General features: G+C 36.5%; 21 protein-coding genes, 1 tRNA gene and 1 pseudogene. 16 read left to right on the top strand and 7 right to left on the bottom strand.

What is annotated here, in order from left to right:
- Positions 1-26 precede the first annotated feature (26 nt).
- Genes G580_RS0106325 through G580_RS0106315 form a run of 3 tightly spaced genes read right to left on the bottom strand, consistent with a single transcriptional unit; the run spans position 27 to position 3125 of the window.
- Positions 27-764, bottom strand: coding sequence for a lipopolysaccharide kinase InaA family protein (locus G580_RS0106325; RefSeq protein WP_028841482.1), 738 nt, complete (start codon positions 762-764; stop codon positions 27-29).
- 14 nt (positions 765-778) lie between these two features.
- Positions 779-1906 carry a glycosyltransferase family 9 protein gene (locus G580_RS0106320; protein WP_028841481.1) on the bottom strand — a complete coding sequence of 376 codons (1128 nt, stop codon included), beginning with the start codon at positions 1904-1906 and terminating at the stop codon, positions 779-781.
- Between the two features lie 7 nt (positions 1907-1913).
- Positions 1914-3125 carry a glycosyltransferase family 4 protein gene (locus tag G580_RS0106315; protein WP_028841480.1) on the bottom strand — a complete coding sequence of 404 codons (1212 nt, stop codon included), beginning with the start codon at positions 3123-3125 and terminating at the stop codon, positions 1914-1916.
- Between the two features lie 174 nt (positions 3126-3299).
- On the opposite strand from G580_RS0106315, the gene G580_RS0106310 reads away from it, so the two are divergent.
- From G580_RS0106310 to mtaB, 4 genes are read left to right on the top strand one after another with little or no spacing between them, the layout of a single operon-like run.
- On the top strand, positions 3300-4412 hold the full coding sequence (locus tag G580_RS0106310; RefSeq protein ID WP_028841479.1) for a 3-deoxy-7-phosphoheptulonate synthase: 1113 nt from the start codon (positions 3300-3302) through the stop codon (positions 4410-4412).
- Positions 4405-5382: a radical SAM protein gene (locus G580_RS10260; protein WP_051173188.1), complete on the top strand. Its 978-nt coding sequence runs from the start codon at positions 4405-4407 to the stop codon at positions 5380-5382. The genes G580_RS0106310 and G580_RS10260 overlap by 8 nt, the downstream gene beginning before the upstream one ends.
- A gap of 46 nt (positions 5383-5428) precedes the next feature.
- Entirely contained in the window at positions 5429-6223 is a 795-nt protein-coding gene (locus tag G580_RS0106300; RefSeq protein ID WP_028841478.1) for an ATP-grasp domain-containing protein, read from the top strand.
- A 6-nt stretch (positions 6224-6229) separates the two neighbouring features.
- Positions 6230-7573 (top strand): tRNA (N(6)-L-threonylcarbamoyladenosine(37)-C(2))-methylthiotransferase MtaB, encoded by a 1344-nt coding sequence (mtaB, locus tag G580_RS0106295; RefSeq protein ID WP_028841477.1) that lies wholly within the window; start codon positions 6230-6232, stop codon positions 7571-7573.
- Here mtaB and G580_RS10255 read toward each other — a convergent pair.
- Positions 7549-8121 (bottom strand): CDP-alcohol phosphatidyltransferase family protein, encoded by a 573-nt coding sequence (locus G580_RS10255; RefSeq protein ID WP_022854790.1) that lies wholly within the window; start codon positions 8119-8121, stop codon positions 7549-7551. The genes mtaB and G580_RS10255 overlap by 25 nt on opposite strands.
- Positions 8122-8162: 41 nt before the next feature.
- Complete coding sequence (locus G580_RS11855; RefSeq protein ID WP_038041721.1) at positions 8163-9707, bottom strand: AAA family ATPase; 1545 nt, start codon at positions 9705-9707, stop codon at positions 8163-8165.
- A gap of 236 nt (positions 9708-9943) precedes the next feature.
- Here G580_RS11855 and topA point away from each other — a divergent pair, with 236 nt between their 5' ends.
- Together topA and G580_RS0106275 are read left to right on the top strand one after the other, a co-directional pair.
- A complete protein-coding gene (gene topA / locus G580_RS10250; protein WP_051173187.1) occupies positions 9944-11623 on the top strand; it encodes a type I DNA topoisomerase in 1680 nt (559 codons plus the stop codon).
- 51 nt (positions 11624-11674) lie between these two features.
- Positions 11675-11747: transfer RNA gene (locus G580_RS0106275), tRNA-Lys, on the top strand.
- A gap of 79 nt (positions 11748-11826) precedes the next feature.
- Here the strand turns inward: G580_RS0106275 and G580_RS0106270 are convergent.
- Positions 11827-12630, bottom strand: coding sequence for a hypothetical protein (locus G580_RS0106270; protein ID WP_028841475.1), 804 nt, complete (start codon positions 12628-12630; stop codon positions 11827-11829).
- A 238-nt stretch (positions 12631-12868) separates the two neighbouring features.
- Here G580_RS0106270 and rpmE point away from each other — a divergent pair, with 238 nt between their 5' ends.
- From rpmE to G580_RS0106250, 3 genes are read left to right on the top strand one after another with little or no spacing between them, the layout of a single operon-like run.
- A complete protein-coding gene (rpmE, locus tag G580_RS0106260) occupies positions 12869-13090 on the top strand; it encodes a 50S ribosomal protein L31 (protein ID WP_028841474.1) in 222 nt (73 codons plus the stop codon).
- Positions 13091-13092: 2 nt separating this feature from the next.
- Complete coding sequence (gene prfA / locus G580_RS0106255; RefSeq protein ID WP_028841473.1) at positions 13093-14196, top strand: peptide chain release factor 1; 1104 nt, start codon at positions 13093-13095, stop codon at positions 14194-14196.
- A 21-nt stretch (positions 14197-14217) separates the two neighbouring features.
- The gene (locus G580_RS0106250; RefSeq protein WP_028841472.1) at positions 14218-14571 is read left to right on the top strand and encodes an Mth938-like domain-containing protein; all 354 of its coding nucleotides are present in this window, start codon (positions 14218-14220) and stop codon (positions 14569-14571) included.
- A gap of 12 nt (positions 14572-14583) precedes the next feature.
- Here the strand turns inward: G580_RS0106250 and G580_RS0106245 are convergent, their stop codons facing one another.
- Positions 14584-15828, bottom strand: coding sequence for a hypothetical protein (locus G580_RS0106245; protein ID WP_028841471.1), 1245 nt, complete (start codon positions 15826-15828; stop codon positions 14584-14586).
- A gap of 808 nt (positions 15829-16636) precedes the next feature.
- Here G580_RS0106245 and G580_RS0106240 point away from each other — a divergent pair.
- From G580_RS0106240 to G580_RS10240, 7 genes and pseudogenes are all read left to right on the top strand, one after another.
- On the top strand, positions 16637-18034 hold the full coding sequence (locus tag G580_RS0106240; protein WP_028841470.1) for a methyl-accepting chemotaxis protein: 1398 nt from the start codon (positions 16637-16639) through the stop codon (positions 18032-18034).
- 160 nt (positions 18035-18194) lie between these two features.
- On the top strand, positions 18195-19388 hold the full coding sequence (locus G580_RS0106235) for a radical SAM/SPASM domain-containing protein (RefSeq protein WP_169357098.1): 1194 nt from the start codon (positions 18195-18197) through the stop codon (positions 19386-19388).
- Positions 19389-19529: 141 nt separating this feature from the next.
- Positions 19530-20588 carry a glycosyltransferase family 2 protein gene (locus tag G580_RS0106230; protein ID WP_028841468.1) on the top strand — a complete coding sequence of 353 codons (1059 nt, stop codon included), beginning with the start codon at positions 19530-19532 and terminating at the stop codon, positions 20586-20588.
- Positions 20589-21359: a glucose-1-phosphate cytidylyltransferase gene (gene rfbF, locus G580_RS0106225; protein ID WP_028841467.1), complete on the top strand. Its 771-nt coding sequence runs from the start codon at positions 20589-20591 to the stop codon at positions 21357-21359. It begins immediately after the preceding gene.
- On the top strand, positions 21353-22345 hold the full coding sequence (locus G580_RS0106220) for a GDP-mannose 4,6-dehydratase (RefSeq protein ID WP_038041728.1): 993 nt from the start codon (positions 21353-21355) through the stop codon (positions 22343-22345). The genes rfbF and G580_RS0106220 overlap by 7 nt, the downstream gene beginning before the upstream one ends.
- A 10-nt stretch (positions 22346-22355) precedes the next feature.
- Entirely contained in the window at positions 22356-24971 is a 2616-nt protein-coding gene (locus tag G580_RS10245; RefSeq protein ID WP_051173185.1) for a glycoside hydrolase family 99-like domain-containing protein, read from the top strand.
- Between the two features lie 236 nt (positions 24972-25207).
- Positions 25208-25415: pseudogene (locus G580_RS10240) on the top strand (IS256 family transposase); the annotation flags it as partial.

Genomic DNA, 25415 nt, shown 5'->3' with positions numbered 1-25415 from the left:
TTTAGCTTAATTTCAAGAAATTAAAATTATAGTTTTTTTCCTCTTTTTTTGGCTTTGAGTGTTCTTCTTCTGATTAACCAGACCTTGAGTTTTACTAAAAATTTTAGCAACCCTTTAGAAGACTGGTTAACCAGACCTAAATAATAAGATAGGAACTTCTCAAATAGGATCGGTCCGCTATTTCCAAAATACTCCTCAAAAGAATAGCCAAGCTGGCCTAAATCCTTAATTTGATAACTTAGGGGAATTTTGGGATCTTTGATAACCCTTGATACGTCTAAAAACCCTAAGTTTTGGCTATGTTCATCCCAGAAAAAATGGTTTAGATAACAATCTTGATGAAAAAAATTTTTTAAATGCATTCTTGAAATCAGCTCTGCAAGTCTGTAGAGTAAATTTTCTTGGTTTTGTTGGCTCTTTGGTATTAAACTTGAAAGGGGGACTCCTTTTAGGGCAAATGTTGCTATTTTAACCTTATCGAAAGATTTGTGCCTGAAAAAAGGTTCAGGGACAGAAAACCCTAAAGTTTTTAGTTTTAAAAGATTTTCCCACTCAGCCTCTGCCTCATCAAAGTGGGCAGTATAGATTTTGATATAAAATTTCTGTCCGTTTACCTCATAACCTTTGATTTGTCTGTAGCGTTTTTCTCGTTCAAAAAAAGGAGCAGGGAGGTTGAGTCTTAACAAATTAGGGTCGAAAATTTTATAAAAAAACGGCAAATGTGCATCAACAACTTCAAAATCAGAGATCTTTGAAACATACATGTTTAATATTTTATTCAATTTTCTTTAGAAGTTTCTAAAAATTTTTTAACTCCGGCTACGATTTTTTCGGGGTCTATCAATTTAACACAGGTTCTTATGTTGTTTTTACAAAAGCTAACGGTTTTAAAAACAAAACTACAAGGTGCGCAACTGAGGTTTTCCCTAACCCAAAATATTCTACTCTCTGTAGGATGTTGCTCAGAGATGTCTATGGGTCCCGGGATGTAAACAATAGGAATTTTTAAAGCATCTGCCATGTAGGTTATTCCTGTATCAACTCCTATAAAGACAGAAAATCTTTCAAGTAGGGCTGGTAGTTCTCCTAAACTAAATCTTCCTGTCAAATCTAAAACTTTTTCTTTATTTTTAACCAGTTTTAATACCTCTTGTGCCTTAAGTTTATCTTGAGAGGATCCGATCAGAACGATATAACAATCTTTTTCTTGTAAAATTTTATTTATAACTTCTGCGATTTTTTCGTTTTCTAACTCCTTAAGTTTATTTCCACTACTAACTGATATTCCAACAAGTGGTTTGGTTATACCTTGTAAGACTTCTGTTACTTTTTTGTCTGCATATGAAGTTTTATAAACTTCTTTAGAAAGGTTGTTGCTTTGGATTCCTATCTTTCCTAAGAGTTTTAAATAGGTTTCAACCACCAGCTGACCTGAAACATGAGTTTCTAAATAGGTATAAAATTTAGAGGCAAGGCGAAAGGTTAACCCGCAAAAATTAGGCAATATAGAAATCCTTGTAGGAACCAACCCCCATAAAAGACCTATGGTAAAAGGTACATTCGGATTAAGTGCTATACCTAAATCATATTCTCCTTTTCTTATATGATTGGCAAGTTTGATCTTACCTAAAAACCCTTTATAGTCCTTGGGTGAAAAAAAAACAACTTCATCGATGTAAGGATTATTTTCTGCAAGTTCTTTTACCACAGGATTAACCATTACAGTTAAACGAGACTCAGGATAGGTTTTTTTAATCTCTCTAAACACATGCGTAGTACAAATAAAATCCCCTATTTTTGCAGCCTGAATGACCAAAATTTTTCGAAATTCTTTGTTTCTATTCTTTAAACTGATAATAAACTGGATTAAAGGATAAAAAAGGTAACTTAACAATAGGTAAAGCATATCAAGTTTACTTTTTTCCTAAAACTTCTGTGAAAACTTTTTCTACTCCCTCTACATATTTTTCAAGAGAAAAATTCTCCAAAACCCTTTTTCTTCCCTGTTCTCCCAGTTTTTTTCTCAACTGAGGATCCTTTATAAAAAGCGAAATTTTTTCTACAAATCCTTGAAGGTTCTTAGGGGGAACAAGAAAACCTGTCTCTCCATCTATCACCAAACTAAGAACTCCAGGTATCTTTGAGGCCACAACCGGTTTCCCCATAAGCATAGATTCTAAAATAACACGACCGAATCCCTCCCTTTCTGATGTCAACACAAACACATCAAAGGCTTTAATATACGAAATAGGGTCAGACTGAAAACCAGCAAAAATAATCTCTTTTTCTAAATTCCTCTCTCTAACCAATTTCATCAACTCTTCCTTTTCTGGGCCATCTCCTACTATAACTGCTTTAAAAGGTTCTTTGACTTGCTTTTTTAACAAAAATATTGCCTCAATAAAATCATCCACTCTTTTTATTTTACGTAAAGTCCCAACTGTCCCTATAACGACATCTTTTTCAGAAATGCCTAAATTTTTTCTTATTTCGTTAGGAGGCATAGAAGGTTTTAAATGTATATCTATTCCATCGTAAACCACCACACATTTTTCTGAGAAAATACCATTTTCTACCAAAAAATTCCTTACGCCATCTGAAACACAGATTATTTTTTCTAACCAGAGATTAGTTTGTTTTATTAAAAATTTATTTAACTTAGGTATTGTTCTACAATGAAGCACAGCAGGAACATTTGTCATTTTTGCAGCTAAGATTCCTTCAAGATTGGTTGCAGGCTGATTGTTCATGTATATCAAGTCTATCTTTAAATCTTTTACAATTTTTGCGATAATTTTGGCGTTAGGTTTTATGCGAAAGAAATAATCTACCCAAAAAATTGCATATTTTCTTAATTTTTGATTGAAAAACAGAAGAACTCTCAAAAATTCCTTTATCAATTTGGTTTTCAACGATTTAGGTTGTTGTGGCAAAACAATAAACTTTACCCCTAAAGTTTCAAGTTCCTTTTGAACGTTAGATTCAAACCCTTTATTATAGTTGTGATAAAACAAAGCAGTAAAATAATATTTTTCCTTATTTATGCGTTTTAAAAGTTCAATTAAGGAAACAGTCCCTCCGCCCCATTCTTTTCCTGTATCAAAGATTAGGATCTTATGGCTCATATGTTTTCAAACTCGTTAGTTTTTATTCAAACTCAAAATTAAATATAGCTTGAAAAAAGTTTTTTAAAAGCCTCTGAAACAGCAAAAAACAGGGGTTGCAATTTTTTTAAATAGGTATTAACTAAAATTTTAAGTTAAAAAAAGTTTAATCGAAGACTTAGAGGAGGGTTTATCATGATCATCATTATGGAACCTCACGTTACTCAAGAAAGCCCAGAGTTTCATTCTCTATTAAAATATCTCGAACGATTTCCCCATTTACATATCAAGGTGATCGAAAACAAAGGGGTTACTCGTACGCTACTTGAAGTACACCTGATAGGAGAAGACTATATGGTGTCTCAGGAAGATATAGAAAGCTTACCAGGGGTTGAAAAAGCCATAAAGGTTACTGCTAAATATAGGTTGATAGGAAGGCATGGGGTTCTTACTGACCTGAGGTTCACCTATAAAGACCTAAAATTTAGCCAAGATTCCTTCCATATCTTTGCAGGGCTTTGTGCTGTAGATACTTATGAGAATGCTGAAGCTATTTTTAAAGCTTTAAAAGAGAACGGGGTGTGTTGTGCTAGAATGGGGGCTTATAAACCAAGAACCTCGCCTTATGACTTCCAGGGCTTAGGGAAAGAATGCCTTCCCTGGCTGTTTGACTTAGCAGGAAAATATGGGATTAAAGTAATAGTGATGGAGGTGCTCTCTCCTCATCATATAGATGAAATTAGAGAAGCCCTGGACCTAACAGGCCATCCTTGTGGGGTTATCCTACAAATAGGGACAAGAAACGCCCAAAACTTTGAGTTGTTAAAGGCTGTAGGCAGGCAGTTAGATTTTCCTGTGCTTTACAAAAGAGGATATGGACTCTCTTTAGAGGAAAGCCTGAATGCCGCCGAATACATAGCCTCAGAAGGAAATACCAACATCATCTTTTGCCTAAGAGGTGTTAGAACTCACTTAGGAGACCCCCATAGAAACCTGGTAGATTTTTCCCATGTTCCTGTAGTCAAAAGACTTACCAGATTACCTGTATGCATAGACCCTTCTCATCCTATAGGTTCCAGGATAAAAGCCCCAGACGGTATAAGAGATATCTATCATGTAACTGCACAGGGGGTAATTGCCGGAGCCAATGCCATCCTGGTAGAGTTTCATCCCTGCCCAGAAAAGGCTTTATGTGATGGTCCTCAGGCATTACCGTTAGCAGAGCTTCCTCTTTATCTTGAGTACATATACAAGGTGAGAGAAACCTACTTAGAGCTTAAAAAGTTGATAAAAAATAAGGGTGTTTAGTGCCTTTTTTTTACCCTCTTTTGACTGGATACAGATAGAAGTTTCTGGTCTGTGTAATGCAAAATGTCTTTATTGTCCCCATACCGTCTGGCAAAAAGACTGGTTAGGGGCCAACTTAAGTTTAGCTACTTTTAAAACCCTCCTTCCTTATTTAAAAAAAACAAAACTTGTTTATCTACAGGGCTGGGGGGAGCCCCTACTTAATCCTGAGTTTTTTGAGATGGTAAACCTGGCTAAAGCCCATGGTGTTAAAGTAGGTTTTACCACAAATGGCACCTTAATAAACGAACACATCGCAGAAAAAATAGTGTTTTCTCAGGTTGACGTTTTAGCCCTTTCTTTGGCAGGGATAGAAACCAATGACCGTATAAGAAAAGGAACTTCTCTTAATCAGGTTTTAAAAGCTATAGAAACCATAAACTCTGCTAAGGCGAGATTAAAACAACAAAACCCTCAAATTCATATAGCTTACATGCTTCTCAGATCAAACGAATATGAACTGGAAAGATTACCTGAATTTTTGGCAGGATATGGTATACAAGAAATCATAGTTAGCCTTCTTGATTTTGTCCCCTCTAAAGAGTTAGAGGAGGAATGTCTTGCCCCTCAAACTGAAGAGGATTTTAACCTCCTTAAAAAGCGGGCTGAAAAAGTGGCTGAAAAAGCTAACTCTCTTGGTTTAAAGATGATTTTTAACCTACCGTCGCCTCGTTCTCAAGGAAGGGTATGTAGCGAAAATCCGATAAAAAGCCTTTTTATCAACTCTCTTGGGATGGTATCCCCATGTGTGTTTACAGGAATTCCAGTCAAGCAAAAAACAAACGTCTATTTTGGTAGCATCTATCAAGAACCCCTTAAGTCTATATGGAATAAACAGGAATATAAAAAGTTTCGAAAAACTCATCTTTCTCGAGATAAACCACCGGTTTGTGTAACCTGTCCCAAAGCAAGGATTGAGTTAGTCTTTTAATCCCTAAAGTAGTAAAATTAAAAAATAGAGGTAAAATAAAGTCCCTATGATTATATCCTTTTTACCTACTTTTAAAGGTAACGTTAACTATTTTTTGTTTGAGCCCTTAGATAGGGATTTTTTTGAACTTTTATCCAAAGCCAAGGCAGTAATCTTCCCTCCTACAGTTACTTCAGACCTTTATTTTTTGGCAAAAAATTCAGGTGTTCCTGTTTTTCCTGAATATACTTTAAGGTTTCAATATCCCGGGAAAATCGGACAAATTTTTATGTGTAAAAACCTAAGACTTCCCCATCCAGAGAGTGTGGTGTTGCCAAGGCTTTGTGGGTTAGAAGAAAACCCATATCGTAAAGGGATAAAACTCAGGTTTCCTGTGGTGGTGAAAGGCAACTGGGGTGATGAGGGGGCAGAGGTTTTTCTTTTAAAAACTAAGGAGGATTTTCACAACTTTTTACCTATGCTTAAGACTTGGGAGAGGTCTGGTAGATATGGGGTGGTCTTCCAGGAATACATACCTGAGGAGTTTGACGCAAGAAGTGTGGTTATTGGGGATACCATTTTGGTTTTCTTCAGGGCAGGAGGGTTTAAGAAAAACCTGGTGCAAGAAGGTACCATAATCCCTCCTCCTCAACGGGGGTTAAAAAGAAGGGTGGTTGAACTTACCAAAAGAATTATAGCCAAAACAAGATTTAATCTGGTAGCCATAGACTTTCTTTTTAAAGACAAAAAACCCCTGGTAAACGAATTTAATTTTACCTTTGGAAGGCGAGCTTTAGGAGAAAAACGCTACGAGACCTTACTCAAAAAAGCTATCAAAAAATTTTTAGAAGAAGTTTTATGAAAAATCATGAAAAAGTTTTTTATCAAAACCTTAGGATGTAAGGTAAACCAAGTAGAAAGTGCTTACATCGTAGAAAAACTCACAAAAAAAGGGTATATACTGACTGAAAAAGAGGAAGAAGCTGATTTTTTCATCCTTAATTCCTGTATAGTTACCGCAAGAGCAGAAGCTGAGGGAAGGAAGCTTATTAAAAGATGGAATAAGTTAAACCCCGATTTAATCATCGTTGCAGGTTGTTACCCTCAGGCTTATCCGGATAACCTTAAAGGTTGGGGAGAAAAGGCTCAGATTAAAAATCTTCTTCTCTTAGGGCAGAAAGAAAAATTAAAAATTGACATCTTTTTAGAAGAACTTCCTTTTTTAAAAGGCTATACCTTTTCTGAACCAAAGGTTTTTATCGAAGGTCTTTCTAAAGAAAAAGAAGTTGAGGCCCTTTTTATAGAAAGATACTTTTCTCGCTCAAGGGCCTTTATCAAAATTCAGGATGGGTGCGACCAATTTTGTAGTTATTGTATAGTTCCTTATTCAAGAGGAACGCCTCGGAGTTTGCCTTTAGAAAAGGTTTTAGCAGAAATCGAGAAAGTCTTGCTTGCTGGCTACGAAGAAATAGTACTTACAGGGATCCATCTTGGGCAGTGGGGAAAAGATTTGATGCCAAAACAGAGTTTACCAGACCTACTCTGGGAAATAGAAAAACTATTTAAAAAACCAAAAAAAGACCTGATTTTAAGGCTCTCTTCTTTAGAAGTAACAGAAATAACCCCTGAATTTTTAGAGTTTGCTAAAAGCAGTGCCTTTTTAGCCCCCCATTTTCATATCCCTCTACAGAGTGGTTCTGACAGAATCTTAGCCCTTATGAACAGACACTATACCGCTAAAGATTATTTAACTGTTTTAGAAAAACTCTATAATCTTTATCCCCAGGCAACCTTTGGAGCAGATGTAATCGTAGGATTTCCGTCAGAGGATGAATGGGATTTTCAAAAAAACAAAGAAGTTATAGAAAAGTCTCCTTTAAACTGGCTCCATGTTTTCCCTTTTTCTCCAAGGCCTGGCACTCAAGCAGAAAAAATAACCCCAAAGGTCCCCCCTGAGATAATAAAATCTCGGGTAAACTTTTTAAAAAACTTAGGGAGCCAAAAAAGGGAAGTTTTTTTATCCCAAGAAGTGGGCCAAATTAGAAGGGCGGTGGTTGAGACCATCAAAGAAACTGAGGCTCAAGCCCTTTCAGAAAACTACATCTCCCATAAAATCATGTTACCTCAAGGTTTATGTTTAGCCAAAGGGAAGGTATTAAAGGTCAGGTTTATAGCTAAAGAAGGAGACTATTTATTAGGTGAAGTCTTATAAATCTTAATAAAAAGCAAGGTGTAATGAAAACCAGAGGCTAAGGTAAAAAAGATAACCAGCTGGCCAAACACAAAAATAAACGTAGGGTTTAACCGAAGAACCAACAAATGGAAAAGATAGGTAAAGATAAACCCTATCTGTAAGGCAGTTGAAACCTTTCCTAGGTAGGTTGGTTGAAACTCTATCCTTTTTGAAGACCGTAAATAAAGATAAACAGCCCCAAGAAGAATACCTAAGTCTCTAACTAAAACGATGACGAAGAAATCAAAAGGTAGAAGACGATCATAATAAAGCAAGAAAAACATCACGTTTATAAACGTTTTATCTGCTATAGGGTCAAGGATCTTTCCCAGCTTGGTTTCCCAGTGAAAAGTCCTGGCAAGAAATCCATCTAAAGCATCGCTAAGTCCCCCTGTCAGAAGAAGAAGCAAAAACACATAAACCGGAAGATTTTTGGTCCATAAAATCGGAAAAACTATCGCAAGAATCAGTCGATAAAGGCTTAAAAGATTGGGAAGTTTTAGCATGTCTTTTAACATAAGGTTCATAGATTTTAAATAATACCGTATTTTTAAAAACAATAAAGTTTTTAGACTTCGGAAATTTCAAGGATCTTTTCTATGTTAAAAACCCTTTCCTTACTTCGAAGTTTACAAAAAGCTCTTAGACCAAGGAAGGTTTTACCTTGATAACTCATCTCTTTCATTTCTAAAGGCACAATCCTTCTGCAAGTTTTTATGTTTGAACTTTTTAAATAAACAATTTCTATTTCTCTGTTTTGTTCTATAGCCTTTCTAATGGCTTCAATTTTTTCGTTTAAGCCAAGTTTTTCGCTTGCCTTGATATATTGAAAGTTTGTTAAAAATTTTACCACCTTTTTGTCTAACTTTATATGGCTCTTTTTAACAGGTTTGGTAAGCACGATCCCATCAAGACTAATCCCTCGAGAAAGAGCGACATATAACTGTCCATGGGCAAAGGTGCCTCTTTCTAAGTCTATTACGAGGTTTTTAAACGTTAGACCTTGACTTTTATGGATGGTTATCGCCCAGGCCAGTTTTAAAGGAAACTGGACAAAATGTCCTACAGATCTTACCTCTATTTTAGAAGAGGTTTTATCAAAATAATGTTCATATATATCCCATTTAAAAGGAGTTACCTCAACAAGATAGCCTCGCTGTAAATCTACTTCTATTAACTGCTCTTCAGGGTCTATGTATACCACCCTTCCTATGTCTCCGTTTACCCATCTACCTTGAGGGTCGTTGGCTACAAGCATTACCTGGGCACCTTCTTTAATCTTTAATTCTAACGGAGCTGGTAAATCCTCTGTTTCTATCTTACCGTGGATCTTGCCACAAAACTCAAAGGATTTGCCTGGAAGTCTTTCTAACCTGGTAAGGTTTATCTGTTCTGCTTTAGCGTTGGTGGTGGTAAGATAGACATATACCTCGTCTTCTTCAGGCTCAAAATTAGGTATTACCCTTTGATTAAGTATTTCTAAAGTTTCGTCTTTTAACATCCCGTTTCTTATCTGGTTTAAGATTTCGATAAAAGTCAAGTCAGTTTGACGATAGACCTTCTCAAACTCGATAAACTCAAAAGGGGTTTCTTTAAAGGCTTTAGAGGAGAAAAAATAAGGTGTTTCATAAAGATGGTTAAAGATTTCTTTTTCTTTTGAGGTAACCACCGGAGGTAGTTGGTACAGGTCTCCGATAAGCACCATCTGAACTCCGCCAAAGGGTTTCTTAGGGGAAGGGCCCCATCTTCTTAAAAAAGCCTCTATACAATCAAAAAGGTCTGCCCTTACCATAGAAATTTCGTCGATAATCAATGTGTTAAGGTGTTTATAAACCTCTCTTAGATCTTCGTTGGGTTGAAGCCGATATACCTTATCTAAGGTTATGTCTGGCTTAAAACCAAAAAACGAATGGATGGTTTGTCCCCTTACGTTAAGAGCCGCAACCCCAGTAGGAGCAAGGACTACCATAGACTTAGGAAGTGCATTTATCAAATACCTAAGAAAGGTGGACTTGCCAGTCCCAGCACGACCGGTTATTAAAAGATTTTGATGAGAGTAGGCAACAAGCTCCCAGGCCTTTTTAAACTGCGGATTAAACTCAATATCCTTCATAATCCTTAGCCTTATTTTAACCTCTATATTCTAAAAATAAAAAATAAAACTCAGAATAGCCAACGGTTGCCATAAACTTAGATGGTGCTATTTTTAAAATACCTGATATTAGCGATACCAATATTAGAAAAACGGTTATTTACTGGTAAAAATCCTTTATCGTTGAATCTGCTTATTTTGACCGGTAGTACCTGATATTAACACATTTTATAAAAATTTTAAGGCAAAACACGGTAATGGGTAAAAAGCTATTTATCGTTGAATCTCCTACCAAGGTCAAAACTTTACAGAAGATCTTATCCTCAAAAGAGTTTATCTTTAGAGCCACCTTTGGTCATATTAAAGACTTGCCTCCAAAAACCTTAGGGGTTGATTTAAACACCTTTCACCCTTCCTTTTATTACCTGAGTTCAAAGAAAAAAATACTTGCAGACCTTAAAAAATTAGCTTCTAAAGTCGAAGAAGTTTATTTAGCTACCGACCCAGACCGAGAGGGAGAAGCCATAAGTTTTCACCTCTATGAATACCTAAGTTCTGTTAACAAAACCTTAATCTTTAAACGGGTAGATCTGATAGAAATTACTGAGTTCGGGGTAAAACAGGCCTTAAATTCTGTGAGAGACCTTGATAAAGGGCTTTACCTTGCTTACCAATCAAGAAGGGTCTTAGACCGTATCATAGGATATCTAATTTCTCCTAAACTTTCTAAAGCCCTTAACCTTCCTCTTTCAGCAGGAAGGGTCCAAAGTCCTGCTTTGAGGCTGATTGTTGAACGTGAAGAAGAGATAGAAAACTTTGTTCCTGAAACCAGTTTTTCCTTAAAGGTTAAGGTAAAAGATAAAAATAACAACGTTTACGAACTCGATTTATGGTTTAAAAAAGAGCTATATAAAAACAAAGACCCTAAAAAGTTAGAGAAAATTTTTAACCAGTATTTAGCGGGTAAAACTCTTTCGTTAGAAAACATAATCAAAAAAAAGGTCCTTAAACAACCTCCCTATCCTTTAAAAACTACCACCCTTATAGATGCAGCAGGAAGTTCCTTAGATTTTAGTCCCAAGGAGACGATGGTACTTGCTCAGGCTCTTTATGAGAAAGGATTGATTACCTATATGCGGACTGATTCGGTAAGGGTTAGTCCTGTAGCCAAAAAGGCTGCTAAGGATTTTATACTTGCGAATTTCGGAGAAAAATACGTGGGAAAGGAAAGGAGAATTAAAGCCTCTAAGTTTGAACAAGGCGCCCACGAATGCATAAGACCTACCAACCTTTTCCAAGAGCCCAAAAATTTGACCTCAAAAGAAAAAGCCCTTTATACGTTGATTAAAAACTTTTTCTTAGCAAGCCAAATGAGTCAGGCGGAATTTTTGGAGTTAACCTATGTTTTTGGAAAAGAACTTTTGCCTAAGGGATGGTTTTTGGTTACCAAGCAGAAAACCTTGGTTTTTGAAGGATTTTTAAAGGTTTTAAAAGGAACAGAGAACTATGACCTACCTCTTGGGCTAAAAGAAGGAGACCAACTCAAGGTGCTCTCTTTTGAAATAAGGGAACATAAGACCAAACCTCCTGAAAGATATACCCCCCACAGCTTGGTAAAAAAACTTGAAAGCTTAGGGATTGGAAGGCCGTCTACCTATGCAACCATCCTGGATGTGCTGTTTAAAAGAAACTACGTAGAAAAAGAAGGCAAGTTTCTTAAACCTACCTTATTAGGAAGATTGGCATGTCGCTTACTTTTAGAAGGAGCTAAAGTTTTTATGGACTATAAATATACCGCAGAGATGGAAGAAAAGCTTGACCTTGTTGCCAGGGGAGAAGCTACTTATGAAAATGTAGTAAAAGAGGGCTATGAAGTGATAAAGACCTGTCGTTTTCCCCGAGGGTTTCCACATAGGGACGATAAATTTTATTTTTAAACCTGCCTTGACAAAAAAAGAGAAAAGAGTAAATTTAAAAATATCATCTCTGGGCCGTTAGCTCAAACGGTAGAGCAATGGACTCTTAATCCATAGGTTGGAGGTTCGAGTCCTCCACGGCCCATTTTTCCTAAAGTATTCAATCCCCTTCTCTAATAATTTAGTCTAAAACATGAAACTAAATACACTCTGGTATGTATTGTCTAATTCCCGTCATCATAAATCTGTCCTTTATTGAACTCAAAAACCCTTAAAGTATTTTCTAACCTATTTTTCTTACAAAACTTTTTAACATCAGTCCAAGAAATATAACCCCAATTTTCTACCTCCCAGTCTTTATTTTTACTGAGTCTATAATTTTTCAAGGTTTCCTGATAAAATTTATTAAGCTCTGAAGTATTACTTGGAACCAAAGCTACAAATAATGCGTCTTTACTATATGGAAGTAATAGTTTTGTTGCTGTTAAAACCACCTCGTTATTCCCAATTTTTCTGGGCAAACACTTTTTATGAGTTCTTTTATCTTGTTTTGATAAACATTCTGGGAAAACTACGCCTTCTTTTAATTGTTTCATGCCTCCAGTTTGTAAAGCTCGAACCATTTTGACTTTGAAGTATAATTGAACAAACAAATTTGATTTTGATGAAGAACTTTTAGAGATTTTAGATGCCTCTTGATTATTTTCAATAAATAATGCTTCAAACTTATCAAACTCATCTTTTATATTCCAAGACGATTTTTGAAAAGTTTTTACTTTTGCTTCAATAAAAATAACTTGCTTTTTATCTTGATTATCAAGCAAAAGCACCACATCTGCATCGCCAAAATCAGAGAAAGATTGCTCAATTAATATTTTTGCTTCGGATATTTGAAAATCGACAGTTCGATATGGAAAAGACATCAAAGATAAAAACTGGTTAAGAAGATTTATACTTTTCTGAGAATACTTTATCTCATAAAATAGTGAATTAATAATCCCTCTTTCTGAGTACCCTATGATTTCCATTTCCCCTCCTTCTTAATTTTGAGTTTAATTTTATCATTTTTACCAGGAGAGAAAGCCCTTTACCCTAAAATTTAGACACAATTAATGAAACACTACCTCTTTAAGTCTAAAGATTACAGAAAGATTTTTGATTTTATCCTCTATCGGCAAATTAAGGGGTTAGAAAGCTTCCTTGAGTTTTTGAAAATATGGGTTATATTTTCAAAATTAAATAAAATTTTTGGAGAGGTGTAAAGAGATGAAAAAGGATATTCATCCCAAATACTATCCTGATGCAGTTATTAGGTGTGCTTGTGGTAATGAACTAAGGGTAGGGACTACTAAACCTGAAATTAAAGTAGAGATTTGCTCTAAGTGCCATCCCTTCTTTACCGGTGAGATGAAATTTGTTGATACCGAAGGAAGGATCGAAAAATTTATGAAAAAATACGCAAACTTTTATCAGAACCAAAGCAAATAAGTATGAGTTTATCTAATCTTTATTTAACCAAACTGGAGACGATAGAAAAGAAGTTTGAAGACTTAGCGACTAAACTTTCAGACCCTGAAATTATTTCAGACCCTTCAGCTTATGCTAAGCTTGCTAAAGAACATTCTGAACTTACAGAGATTGTATCTGCTTTTAAAGAATACAAAAAAGTCCTTAAGGAAATAGAAGAAAACAAAGTTATCATAGAAGAAGAAACTGACGAGGAACTGGTAGATTTAGCCAAAGAAGAACTAAAGATTTTAGAAAAACGTTTAGAAGAGCTGGAAAAATTGCTCCCTATACTTCTTCTTCCTAAGGACCCTAACGACGAAAAAAACGTTATCTTAGAAATCAGGGCTGGAGCAGGAGGAGAGGAGGCAGCCCTTTTTGCTGCAGATCTCTTAAGGATGTACCAGAGGTATGCTGAAAGAACAGGCTGGAAGTTTGAAGTCCTTGATGCCAACGAAACCGGGCTTGGCGGTTTTAAAGAAGTTGTGGCTAAAATAGAAGGGAAAGGGGCTTATTCTCGTCTAAAGTATGAAAGTGGGGTGCATAGGGTACAAAGAGTACCTGTTACAGAAAGTTCTGGTAGGATTCACACCTCTACGGTAACGGTAGCTGTTCTTCCTGAGGTAGACGAGGTCGATATCGACATCAACCCTGATGAGCTTAAGATTGAAACCATGCGTGCAAGCGGGCACGGGGGACAACATGTAAACAAAACAGAAAGCGCGGTAAGAATTACCCATATTCCCACTGGCATCGTGGTTACCTGCCAAAACGAAAGAAGCCAACATCAAAACAAAGCTACCGCGATGAAAATTTTAAGGGCCAAACTTTATGAACTTGCTCAAAGGCAACAACATGAAAAAATTCAAAAAGAAAGAAAAGCTCAGGTAGGCACCGGAGAGCGCTGTGAAAAAATAAGAACCTATAACTTTCCTCAAAACCGGGTCACTGACCATCGTGTCGGTATCACCATCTACAACTTGCCAGAGGTCCTTGACGGAGACTTAGACGAGTTTATAGATGCTTTGATTGCCCATCACAGAGCAGAAATGTTAAAACAAGAAGAAAGTCTCAGCATGGCAGCCTAAACCCTCGATAAGGAGGGGCATATGATCGAACATTATAGCTTTGGAAGTCTTACTTTCAAAGGGCAAAACTATACCAAAGACCTTATCATACTCCGTACTCAAGAAGAAGAAAAAGTCTTTAGTTCTTGGTGGAGAAAAGAAGGGCACAAACTTCATGTGGAAGATTTAGAAGAAATCTGGAATAAAGGAATCAAGTTTTTGATAGTAGGCATGGGAGCAAATGGATTGATGCAAGTTACCCCAGAAGTAGAAGCCAAAGCTAAACAGTTAGATATAACTCTTGAAGCCTATCCTACTGCTCAAGCCACCGAAAGGTTTAATGAACTTTATTCCCTAGGTGTGGCTTTAGCTGGGGCCTTTCATCTCACTTGTTAATCTCTGTTAGGATCAGTTCCAACTCCAGGGATTCTCTTTGTTATAAGGTGTAGAAACTACTGGTTGTTCTGTTTGTATAGTTTTTGGCCTTTCCTGCAGTTCCTGAGAATAGGGTTGAGGTTTTCCGGTATATCCCTGTGGGTGAGGCTCAGAAGGGATGGATTGGGGTTGATAGAGTGGGGAAGGGGTGTTTGAGACAGGGGTAGAAGAGGAGGGTTGCGTTTGAACTGAAGGTGGAGTATAAGGTTGGGGTGGAAGTTGAGGCACTTGAATGACCTGTGTCTGATATCCCTGCGGGGCCTTTTCTTTTTTCTCTTTTATAAAAGGAAACTGAGAGAGAAACTTGGAAAGTATCCCGTCTTCCTCTTCTTGATAATAGTAATATGGAGAAGCAGAGTAAGGATAGTAAGGAACACCTCCATAATATCCTGGATAGGGTGCTGTTAACCCAGAGGTTGCGTTGGTTTGATTTGAAGAGGAAGATTTACGGTTAGTTTCTTCGTCTTCAGCCCAGCCAACAGTTCCCTTAGTAACGTCTATTACCAACCCTTTAGAAAGAGACTCTTCTACCTCTACATCTGTAAAGCCTTTAGCCCTTTTTACCTTAGACTTAGATTCACCGGTACGAGGAGGGAAAAGATAGGGATAATAGTAGTAGTATCCTCTCTCTGGATGTTCTTTGCTTATACCATAAGAAGACATAGCATACATAGGTTCAGCACGATAAAAATCTTCTTCTGTGCCTTCTATGTAGACCTTTGCTTTAAAGGCAAAACGCGTAAGCTGAGGTATAACCTCAGAAACTCCCTTTAATTCTTGGAAAAACTGAACTGGCTTTTTAGAAGCGGTTAAACTAAGCATTTGAGCATCTATGCTTACCGCCTCTCCTAAAACCGTAACACTTCCCCAGATCACGTAATCTACATTAAACCTTTGCCCAAGGGATTGAGCTGTTTCTTTGTTGATTTTTTTTACTTCTTTTACTACCCCTTTTACCAACTCAGGATCAATCACCTCTATTTTATTAGGAGCAAACAACCTGCTAACAAGCATCTCAGGGATGGCTTCCCTTATATAAGATAAATCTCTCTCTGCATACACCTCAAAAGGTAGAATCAAAACCTTTTTTACTGTCCCATTATCTCTTACCTCTTCAGCTTGTAACGAGGAAATCTTCGAACATGAGAAAATTAAGAATAAACCAAACAAGATAAAGTTAATAACAAAAGTCATAAAAAACTTAGACACTACTTTCATATATACCTCACCTTAAGCTAATTTGAAAATCTTTTTTAATCTAAAGGTTAACCTATTTTTACATTTTGTCAAAAAACTTAAAGAACGCAATGTTATCCTCAAGACAACTTTAAATTTAAAAACAAATTATATAGGCAACCTTGACGCAATCTCAAATAACATAGTATTTGGTTGAGCTTTTAATAACGATAGCCCTGAAAAAAAAGTAGCGTTTGTAATCTTTATCGATTAGTAACCTTCGATCAAAGAGGTGGCAGTCTGCGTTAGAGTAGAAATTTTTAAGGTAGGTCTGGTGACAGAAAACATACATTTGAAAAAACTGTCACAAGAGTTCTTGGATGATAAGAAACACGATATAAAGGTTATTAAATAAACGTAACCCATGTTTAGGATCAAAAACCACAATTCTAAAGCTTTTCAAATTTAAGATACTTTCACAACATCCTATTTTGGAAAGACATTTAACATTTGTCTGTTTAGATAACCTTTGGTCTTGTAGAGGGGGACCTGAAAATCATAGTAATACTGATAATCCAGAGATAGACTCTTTAGTCAATTAAAGATTTGGATAAGATCTACCTTGTCTAATTTGGAAAAACCCAGGTTTTGAGAGTTGTGATAGCAAAAAATCTGTGTTTTAAAATCTTGTCTCCTCTAACATTCAAAAAATTATAAAAAGGTACAAAATTTTACAAAAAGCTACAATTCAACTGATTTTAGATTTCTCAAAAATCAAAGCTTTTTTCTGGCACCAAATTTGAGATTACGATTATAAAAATACGAAGTAAAAAGGTTAAGGAGGATGAAGATGTTAAAGTTTTTAGTTAACTGGAAAATGGGTAAAGATTTAAACAAAAATGGGAAAAAGCCTTACAACAATCATTTTATGAAAGAGGTAATAAAAAACTCTATAAACCTTGTCGAACTTGCTCCTTTAATCAATAAAGAATCAGAAATTCTTAATGAAGTTACCAAAGAACTTAATCTTGAGATTAAAAGAATTAAAAAGGAAGTTAACTCTTTAAAAGAAACAGCCAGCCAAATTTCTTTTTCCTCTATGGAAAACTTGAAAAGGGTGGGGATAGTTAATGAAAACGTGGAACACATAAAAAGAAGTTTTAAAGATACAGAACAGAGCATGCTTTTTGTTAAAAAAGCTGTAGATGAGCTTGTTGAGGCCACTAAAGAAATATATAATACAGTCGAAATTATATCCACTCTTACCAAAACCATAAACAAGATTGCTGATAAAACCAAAATTTTAGCTCTAAATGCTTCTATAGAAGCTGTAAGAGCAGGACAAAATGGCAAAGGATTTGTGGTAATAGCTCAAGAGGTGGGAGGGTTAGCCCAGGCAACCGCAGAAGCTACCAAAGATGTTACCGTAAAAGCAAAAGAAGTTTTTGGCACCATAGAAAGAATAAAAGAAAAAATGCGCTCCATAGACGATCAAGTTCAAAGAACCTACAACCTTGTTTGTTTAAACCGAGAAAAATTAGAACAAATTAATCAACCTATTAAAGAACTAACTCTCAATGCAGAAAGTCTAAATGAAATTTCAGCTAACCTTGACGGAACCACAGCTACTCTTTCTAATACCATCTCCAAACTCTCCGAGTTTATCGAAAAAACCACTCATTCGTCTTCAACATTAAAAACTTATTCAGAAAGGTTACACTCCTTATCAGAAGAGCAGATTTTAACGGTTGGAAAGGCCAGGGTTGACATCTACGATTATGCAAAAGGAATAATTCAAGAAGCTGCTTCTTCGTTTGAGCTAAAGTCTATGCATAGACCTACCATGGAAAACTATCTAAGAAGATTGATACAACAACATGAAATATTTGAACTTCTTTACATCACAGACGACCAGGGTATCCAGATTACAGACAACATTGCCAGGTGGGATTTTAGAGCAGCCTATGGCTCCACAGGATATGGAGAAAACTGGTCAAGCAGACCATGGTTTGTAAACGTAAAGGAAAGCCTTGATACCTATATTTCAGATATCTATATCTCCTTAGCCACCAATTCTTATTGCCTTACTATTTCTTGCCCTATATTCGACGACAAACACAGATTGATAGGTGTACTTGGTGCAGATTTAGACCTAAAGAAGATAATAGAAGGTGAAAAGTTATTGACCCAAAAAGTAAAAGGCCTTGATAACGTTGATATAAAAACCCTCTCTAAAAAACATGTCTAACTAATCTCCATGGTGAGTTTCTAAAATAGGTCTCTATATCCAGTCTTACCCATAACTACTAAAAATATCAATCTTTTTTTACACTCAACCCCTTTTAAACCTTGACTTTTTGTGAAAATTGATTATTTATTATAACAAATAATGCTATTTAATGGTAACCATGATAACACTTGAGAGTTTTCTTAAAGATGCGTTTCCTATAATTTATCATATTTCTGTTACTGGAAAATGTAATGCAAGTTGTGAAGGTTGTTTAAACGGGTTAATCTATGGGGAGAGAAGGTCTTTTGCATCTTCTTGGGAGGAAGCTCCTGAAAAAAACTTTCAGGCGATAAACTGGCTATTACATCAAACAAACGGAAATCCTGTCTTTATAGCTTTTTATGGAGGAGAACCTCTTCTTGTTTTTGAAAAAGTCCGAGATATTTTTTACAGAATAAAAAATTATTATCCTCATAAAAACCTAAAGTTTTTTCTTTACACTAACGGAACTCTCCTTAGAAAAGCTGTAGAAAAGGATCCAGAATTTTTTAGCCAGTTAGAATTATTGATCGTCTCGATCGATGGGACAAAGGACCAGCACGAAAGGGTAAGGAAAGGGACCTCATTAGACCGGATTGAAGCAAATCTGGAGTTTTTAAAATCTCACAGCCCCACAAAAGTCCTTATGTGGTCTACCTTAAGAGAAGAAATGAGCTTTAGAGACTGCTTGGAGGAGTTTTTTAACCTTTATCAAAGAGAGCTGGTTGATTTTTTCTTTTGGCATTTGATAGAAAAAGATTATCCTATAAGAGATTTCTCTGGTTTTAGAGAAGGTTACTTAAAAGACCTGACTTATCTTTTTGAAAGATTTGTAGCTGGGCTTTTCCAAGGAAAATTTCTTCCAGTACTTCCGTTAGCTGAGCTATTCTTCTTTTTATTAAAAGGCATCAAAAGAGGCCAAACTGGGTGCGGAATAGAAAAAATGAGAAGTTTCGATGTGCTTGCAGGAAAAATTCTCCCGTGCGTGGACATGGGAGAAGAATTGATTTTAACTGATTTTCGCAAAGATGAATTTAAAAATCTCGATTTATCAAAATTGCAGGACAGACTTTTATCCTTAGTTTCTTATAAAGAGGAAGTGGGCTGTAACACCTGTGAGGCAGAGTTTTTCTGTGGAGGGAGATGCCCTGTACTTATTAAAACCTCACCTGAAAGAGCTAAACAATACTGTGTTCTTATTAAAGATCTGGTTAGTCTGGCCCAAAGCTTTTTACCTGAAGTCAAAAGAGCCCTAAAGACACACAACCTCTCAGAAGAAAATCTCTATTATCCCTATGGCTACCTTAACCTTCTTACAGACGTAATCCCTTAACATTAGAACATCTTCTGTTCACCTCAATCGGTTAAACAAACTTGACCGGTAGATTATATAAAATATAATTAAGTTTTCTAAAGTAGGAAATCAAAAAACCGAAAAAATTAAAAAGACCGAAAAAATTGAAAAGGAGTTGGTATGAAAAAACTTTATTTTGCCATACCTACCTGGAACAGGGCTAAAAAGCTTGAAAAGTGTATAAGAGCCATCGCAACTCAGATAGTTGAGCTTGGGGAACAAGATAACATCGGGATTTTCGTTTCAGACAACTGTTCAACAGATGATACCTTTAAAGTTCTGGCTAAACTAAAAAAAGAATTCCCTTTTCTTGAATACACCCGGCTATCTAAACATGTGGATATGGCTACAAACGGAGCCAATGTGGTTAGGTTTTCTAACGGTGAATATGTTTGGATTTTTGGAGACGATGATATTTTACTTAAAGATGGGTTAAGGATGGTATGGTATGTTTTAAACACCAAAGAGGTAGATATCATCCATGCAGGAAATGGCTGGCTTAAACCTCATAGTTATAAAATCTACGAAGGCACTGTCCTTGATTTTGCCAATAAGATGGGGTTTAATCAATTTCTTGGATGGATAACCTCTGTGGTTCATAAAAAAGAGCTACATAAAATACCTTGCAACATCCCTCCAAAATATCAAGAAAGTTTTATTAAATCTGCCTTTTCTCATGTGTTGCGATTTCTTTGTGTAGCTGCCTATGCCCCTGCGGTGGTGATAGACTTCCCTATAGCAGAACCGATGGAAGTACAAACAAATACAGACATAAAAAGATGGGATGAAGAGAACATAGTTTGGAAATACTATCTTACTGTTGAGGGGTTGCAGGCCCTTTTTGAGATGGGGATCATAAAAGAAAAATTAAAGCCTACGTTTTTCAAATATCTCGAGTATTATCTATGGGATAGGTTTATACTCAACATGATAGCCGCAGAGCTTAATGAAATACCGTTTCCAGAAAAAGGGTGGAATTTAATCTTTGCTATGGCAGACATGATCGATGACCCTGGACTTGCTAAAAAGATTCGTGAAACTACCATGGCGGCAAGACAGTTGTGTGAAACAAGAAGGTTTCTGAAAAACCATCTCAAAGAAATTGAGGAAACCCTGACTCAACTTTATCACGAAGCTAATACCTTACTTTTTGAACCAGGATGGGGAGGTAAATCCTAATTGAAGGCTGTGATCCTTGCTGGAGGATTAGGCACAAGGCTTGCCGAAGAAACCCATCTCAAGCCCAAACCTATGGTAGAAATCGGAGGAAAACCCATTCTCTGGCACATCATGAAAATCTACTCAGCCCACGGAATAAACGATTTCATCATCTGCTGCGGATACAAAGGTCATATCATCAAAGAATTCTTTGCCAACTACTTCATCCATACCTCAGACATAACGATAGACCTAAAGTCTAATCAAATGATAATACATAACTCTCAAATTGAGCCCTGGACGGTTACCTTGGTTGACACAGGAGAGTTTACCCAAACAGGAGGTAGGCTTAAAAGGGTTGCTAAATACTTGCTAGGAGAAGAAATCTTCTGTTTTACCTATGGAGATGGGTTAACAGATGCAAACCTAAGGGAGGAGATAGAATTTCACAAACAGCATGGTAAACTGGCTACTGTTCTTGCTGTGCGTCCGCCTGGTAGGTTTGGGGCCTTGGTACTTGAAGGTTCTACGGTTAAAGCTTTCAAGGAAAAACCTGTAGGAGATGGAGGATGGATAAACGGAGGTTTTTTTGTGCTTTCTACTAAAGTAATAAAATTTATAGAAGGAGACCACACAAAATGGGAAGAAAAGCCCTTAGAGAGACTTGCTCAGCTTGGGGAGCTCGTTGCCTTTAAACACGAAGGATTTTGGCATCCTATGGACACGTTAAGAGACAAAAACTACTTAGAAGAACTATGGAGAAGAGGAAAAGCCCCTTGGAAAGTATGGTAAACTCTGACTTCTGGTTAGACAGACCTGTTTTTATAACCGGAGCCACCGGTCTTTTAGGAAGTTGGTTAGTTAAAAGATTGGTAGAACTAAAGGCTGATGTGGTATGTTTAGTAAGAGACTGGGTACCTCAAAGTGAACTTGTGCTTTCAAAAACGATTGAAAGGGTAAAGATAGTAAGAGGGGATGTTAGGGACCAAAAGCTTTTAGAAAGGGTTTTAGGAGAATATGAGATAGATACGGTGTTTCATCTGGCAGCCCAAACCATAGTAGGAATAGCCAACCGGAATCCTGTTTCAACCTTTGAGACAAACATTCAGGGCACCTGGTCGCTTCTTGAGGCCTGCAGGCGTTCTCCCCTGGTAAAACAAATAGTTGTTGCCTCCTCAGACAAGGCCTACGGAGAACATGAAAACCTCCCCTATACCGAAGAAACGCCCCTTCAAGGCAAACATCCCTACGATGTTAGTAAAGCCTGCGCAGACCTGATTGCTCAAACCTATGCTTATACCTATGGACTTCCGGTAGTAATAACCAGGTGTGGAAACCTTTATGGAGGAGGAGACTTAAACTGGAATAGAGTTATCCCTGGTACCATCAAGTCTATTTTAAAAGAACAAAGGCCTGTGATAAGGTCTGACGGAAATTATGTACGAGACTACTTTTACGTAGAAGATGGAGTAAATGCCTATTTAAGTCTTGCTGAAAAACTCTCTAAAACCAAAGATTTAGCAGGACAGGCTTTCAATTTCTCTAACGAAGAACCGATAAGTGTAATAAACCTTGTAAAGCTTATTCTTAACCTTATGGATTCTAACCTTGAACCTCTGATTTTAAACAAAGCGATTAACGAAATTAGAGAACAGTATCTAAGTTCTAAGAAAGCACGGGAAATCCTCAAATGGAAACCCAAGTTTTCTCTTGTAGAGGGATTAACCCTTACGATAAAATGGTACAAAGATTTTTTTGAAAAATCCGGTTTAAAATAAGTTTGGAAATATGAACCTTATCTCGTTCTATAACCCAAAACCTATCGATCCAGAAACAAACCTTTATGTACATCTTGACCCTCTTCATAAACTTGGTATTAGCGGTTGGATTGTAGAAGAAAAAACCCTAAACTCGAGAATTATAGAAGTTTGGGTTAACCAAACGAAATTTTTCGAAAGGGCGGCTAACCTTTACAGAGCAGATATAAGCGCTGTTTTAGGGAAAAAACTAAACTGCGGATTTTTTATAACCTGGAAGGAAATAAATCTACCTTGTTTGCTAGAACATAACCAAGTTTTAAAGATTAAGATCATAGATAAACTAAGTGGTGCTAAACTTGAAAGCCTATACATAACCTCTGACTCTTTTTTAAAAATACTTCAGGATAAAAAGATAGAAGAGGAGTATCAGATAATTAAGGATAGCTGGCTTTTTGATGAAACCTGGTATTTTAAAAGCTATCCTGATGTTAAAGAACAGCACTGGGACCCTATAACCCATTATATCCTGGTTGGATGGAAGGAAGGTAGAGACCCGTCTCCTAATTTTGATACGGATTACTACCTGTTTTCAAACGTAGAAATAGTCTTAGCTCAAAAAAATCCTCTGACTCACTACATTTTAGAAGGAAGATATAAAGGCAGACGGGCTAAACCTGTTTTTTCTGACTCAGATTACAAGTTAAGCTATTTTCAAGGTTTAAAGGTTGCTCAAAAAGGACCCTCCTTTGAGTTTTTTCCAGAAACTGATGTAGACCTTTCAGAAACCAGAAAACATCTACCTTTTAAACTGATTGCCTTTTATCTTCCCCAGTTTCATCCTATTCCGGAAAATGACCTGTGGTGGGGGAAAGGTTTTACTGAATGGACTAACGTTACCAAGGCTATGCCTAATTTCTTGGGGCACTATCAACCTAATTTACCGATAGATTTAGGGTTTTACGACCTCAGGGTGCCTGAGGTTAGAAAAAGACAGATAGAAATGGCTAAAAAATATGGAATTGCTGGTTTCTGTTTTTATGTATACTGGTTTAGCGGAAAACGACTGCTTGAAAAACCTGTTGATGCCTTTTTTGAAGATGAAGTCTTAGACTTTAATTTCTGCATCAGTTGGGCAAATGAAAACTGGACCCGTAGATGGGATGGCAAAGCCAATGAGGTTCTCATGCCCCAGATACATACCTATGAAACTGACTGTCGGTTCATCCATGATATGGCCAAATATCTTGCTCACAAGAATTACCTGAAGATAGAAGGTAGACCTGTAATTTTAGTGCAAAGGGCCCATGATTTAGCAGACCCTGTTAGAACGGCAGAATACTGGAAATCCTTTTGTATTAAACAAAGGTTAGGGGAACCAATCTTGGTTGCAGTACACTGCTTTAATTTTTATGAAGACCCTAACCAAATAGGCTTTGACGCCGCTTTAGAGTTTCCCCCTCTCTTTCGTAAACCTACCCTTGAAAAAATCAACCAACATGCCTTGCTGTTAAACCCTGACTTTCAGGGCGCAATCTTTGACTATAACCAGGCGGTTGAAGTTTCTTTAAACAAGCCTAAACCTGATTACAGGTATATAAGAACAGCCTTGGTAAGTTGGGATAATACCCCAAGGAGACAAGATCAAGCAACCATTTTTGCCTTTAGTAGCCCCTATCTTTACAAAAAGTGGTTAAGCTTTCTCATAAAAAAAACTTTTGAGGCTAAGTTCCCAGAAGAAAGACTTGTTTTTATCAACGCATGGAACGAATGGGCAGAAGGGAACCATCTTGAGCCTGACAGAAAACATGGATATGCCTACCTTCAAGCCACAGCAGAAGCTATCCTTGAAAACCTACCTTCAGATGTCAAGGTAAAAAAACCGAAGGTGATGCTGTTTAAAAAGGGTCAGCGGATATTTTATGAAAACATAGACCTGAACCAAATCATAAAACAGGCTGATTTAGCAGTTATTCTTCATTTATATTATCCAGATCTATGGGAAGAGTTTAAACAATACTTGAGAAATCTTACCCGCAGTTATGACCTTTTTGTGTCTATACCTGTAGAGGTCTGTTTTGATACCGATCAAATCTTTGATTTTCATGCTAACTCCTACGTTTATAGAAACCTCAACCGAGGAAGAGACATTGCCCCTTTTTTCGAAATTTTTAAAACTATCTATCCGATGGGATATCTATACGGACTAAAAATACACTCAAAAAAAAGCATTCACAGACCAGACGGAGAGGTATGGAGGAAAAAGGCTATCAAAGCCTTAGTTGGAAGTCCAGAGATAGTAGAAAAAATCCTTAAAACCTTCGAAAAGGACAAAAGATTAGGAATAATCTCAGGTAAAGACATGTTAACTACATATCAGTCCCATGTAGGGACAAACCAGCACTATCTAAAACTTTTATGCCATAAACTCGATATTCAGTGGGATGGGAAGGATTTCTTATTTCCTGCTGGGTCTATGTTTTGGTTTAGGTTTGAGGCATTAAAGGACTTACTAAAGCTTGAGTTGTCTTTCAGAGATTTTGAGCCTGAGTTTTATCAAATAGATGGATGTTTACATCATGCTTTAGAGAGGTTTTTTGGGCTGCTTGTCAGTAAAACCGATTATTTTTGCAAATCTTTGGATTAGACTTATACCCCTAAGTATTTGACGCAATGATCAAAATACACTTTGGCCCTTTTCTTAGGTATTTCAGGAACATCAAAATTGAGAGCAACATATCTTTGCATTAATTTTATCGGGAGTAGAATATAAATTGTGTCTTTTAATAAAATATTTTAGAGGCATAATAAAAATTTTTAATATTTTTTAAATTAATGATAACATAAAACCTAAAAGACTAAACTAACCAGGAGGTCTGTAAAATGGAAAACTTAGACTTAGATTTAGAAAAAGTTTTAAGTGAAATCTCAAAAATTGAATCAAAAGAGGGTATCAAAATGGCTGCTGCACTCCTCTTAAACGCTCTCATGAAAAAAGAAAGAGAAATATTCCTTAGAGATAGTATTGATAATAAAGCTAATGGTTACTATGAAAGACAACTTGCCTGTTTCTTAGGTAACCTTGGTATCT

Source organism: Thermodesulfobacterium hveragerdense DSM 12571 (genome assembly GCF_000423845.1).
In the GTDB taxonomy this organism is placed as follows: domain Bacteria; phylum Desulfobacterota; class Thermodesulfobacteria; order Thermodesulfobacteriales; family Thermodesulfobacteriaceae; genus Thermodesulfobacterium; species Thermodesulfobacterium hveragerdense.
The sequence above is the reverse complement of the archived record's forward strand: the minus strand, read 5'-3'. Positions and strand labels throughout refer to the sequence as shown.

Excerpts from the sequence above, each read along its gene's own strand:
- G580_RS0106270 (WP_028841475.1), bottom strand. The coding sequence starts at position 12,630 with ATGGAAATCATAGGGTACTCAGAAAGAGGGATTATTAATTCACTATTT.
- G580_RS0106300 (WP_028841478.1), top strand. The coding sequence starts at position 5,429 with ATGATTATATCCTTTTTACCTACTTTTAAAGGTAACGTTAACTATTTT.
- G580_RS0106220 (WP_038041728.1), top strand. The coding sequence starts at position 21,353 with ATGGTAAACTCTGACTTCTGGTTAGACAGACCTGTTTTTATAACCGGA.
- G580_RS0106230 (WP_028841468.1), top strand. The coding sequence starts at position 19,530 with ATGAAAAAACTTTATTTTGCCATACCTACCTGGAACAGGGCTAAAAAG.
- G580_RS0106310 (WP_028841479.1), top strand. The coding sequence starts at position 3,300 with ATGATCATCATTATGGAACCTCACGTTACTCAAGAAAGCCCAGAGTTT.
- G580_RS10255 (WP_022854790.1), bottom strand. The coding sequence starts at position 8,121 with ATGAACCTTATGTTAAAAGACATGCTAAAACTTCCCAATCTTTTAAGC.
- G580_RS0106250 (WP_028841472.1), top strand. The coding sequence starts at position 14,218 with ATGATCGAACATTATAGCTTTGGAAGTCTTACTTTCAAAGGGCAAAAC.
- rpmE (WP_028841474.1), top strand. The coding sequence starts at position 12,869 with ATGAAAAAGGATATTCATCCCAAATACTATCCTGATGCAGTTATTAGG.
- G580_RS0106325 (WP_028841482.1), bottom strand. The coding sequence starts at position 764 with ATGTATGTTTCAAAGATCTCTGATTTTGAAGTTGTTGATGCACATTTG.
- G580_RS11855 (WP_038041721.1), bottom strand. The coding sequence starts at position 9,707 with ATGAAGGATATTGAGTTTAATCCGCAGTTTAAAAAGGCCTGGGAGCTT.
- mtaB (WP_028841477.1), top strand. The coding sequence starts at position 6,230 with ATGAAAAAGTTTTTTATCAAAACCTTAGGATGTAAGGTAAACCAAGTA.
- G580_RS0106320 (WP_028841481.1), bottom strand. The coding sequence starts at position 1,906 with ATGCTTTACCTATTGTTAAGTTACCTTTTTTATCCTTTAATCCAGTTT.
- prfA (WP_028841473.1), top strand. The coding sequence starts at position 13,093 with ATGAGTTTATCTAATCTTTATTTAACCAAACTGGAGACGATAGAAAAG.
- topA (WP_051173187.1), top strand. The coding sequence starts at position 9,944 with ATGGGTAAAAAGCTATTTATCGTTGAATCTCCTACCAAGGTCAAAACT.
- G580_RS10245 (WP_051173185.1), top strand. The coding sequence starts at position 22,356 with ATGAACCTTATCTCGTTCTATAACCCAAAACCTATCGATCCAGAAACA.
- G580_RS0106245 (WP_028841471.1), bottom strand. The coding sequence starts at position 15,828 with ATGAAAGTAGTGTCTAAGTTTTTTATGACTTTTGTTATTAACTTTATC.
- G580_RS0106240 (WP_028841470.1), top strand. The coding sequence starts at position 16,637 with ATGTTAAAGTTTTTAGTTAACTGGAAAATGGGTAAAGATTTAAACAAA.
- G580_RS0106315 (WP_028841480.1), bottom strand. The coding sequence starts at position 3,125 with ATGAGCCATAAGATCCTAATCTTTGATACAGGAAAAGAATGGGGCGGA.
- G580_RS0106235 (WP_169357098.1), top strand. The coding sequence starts at position 18,195 with ATGATAACACTTGAGAGTTTTCTTAAAGATGCGTTTCCTATAATTTAT.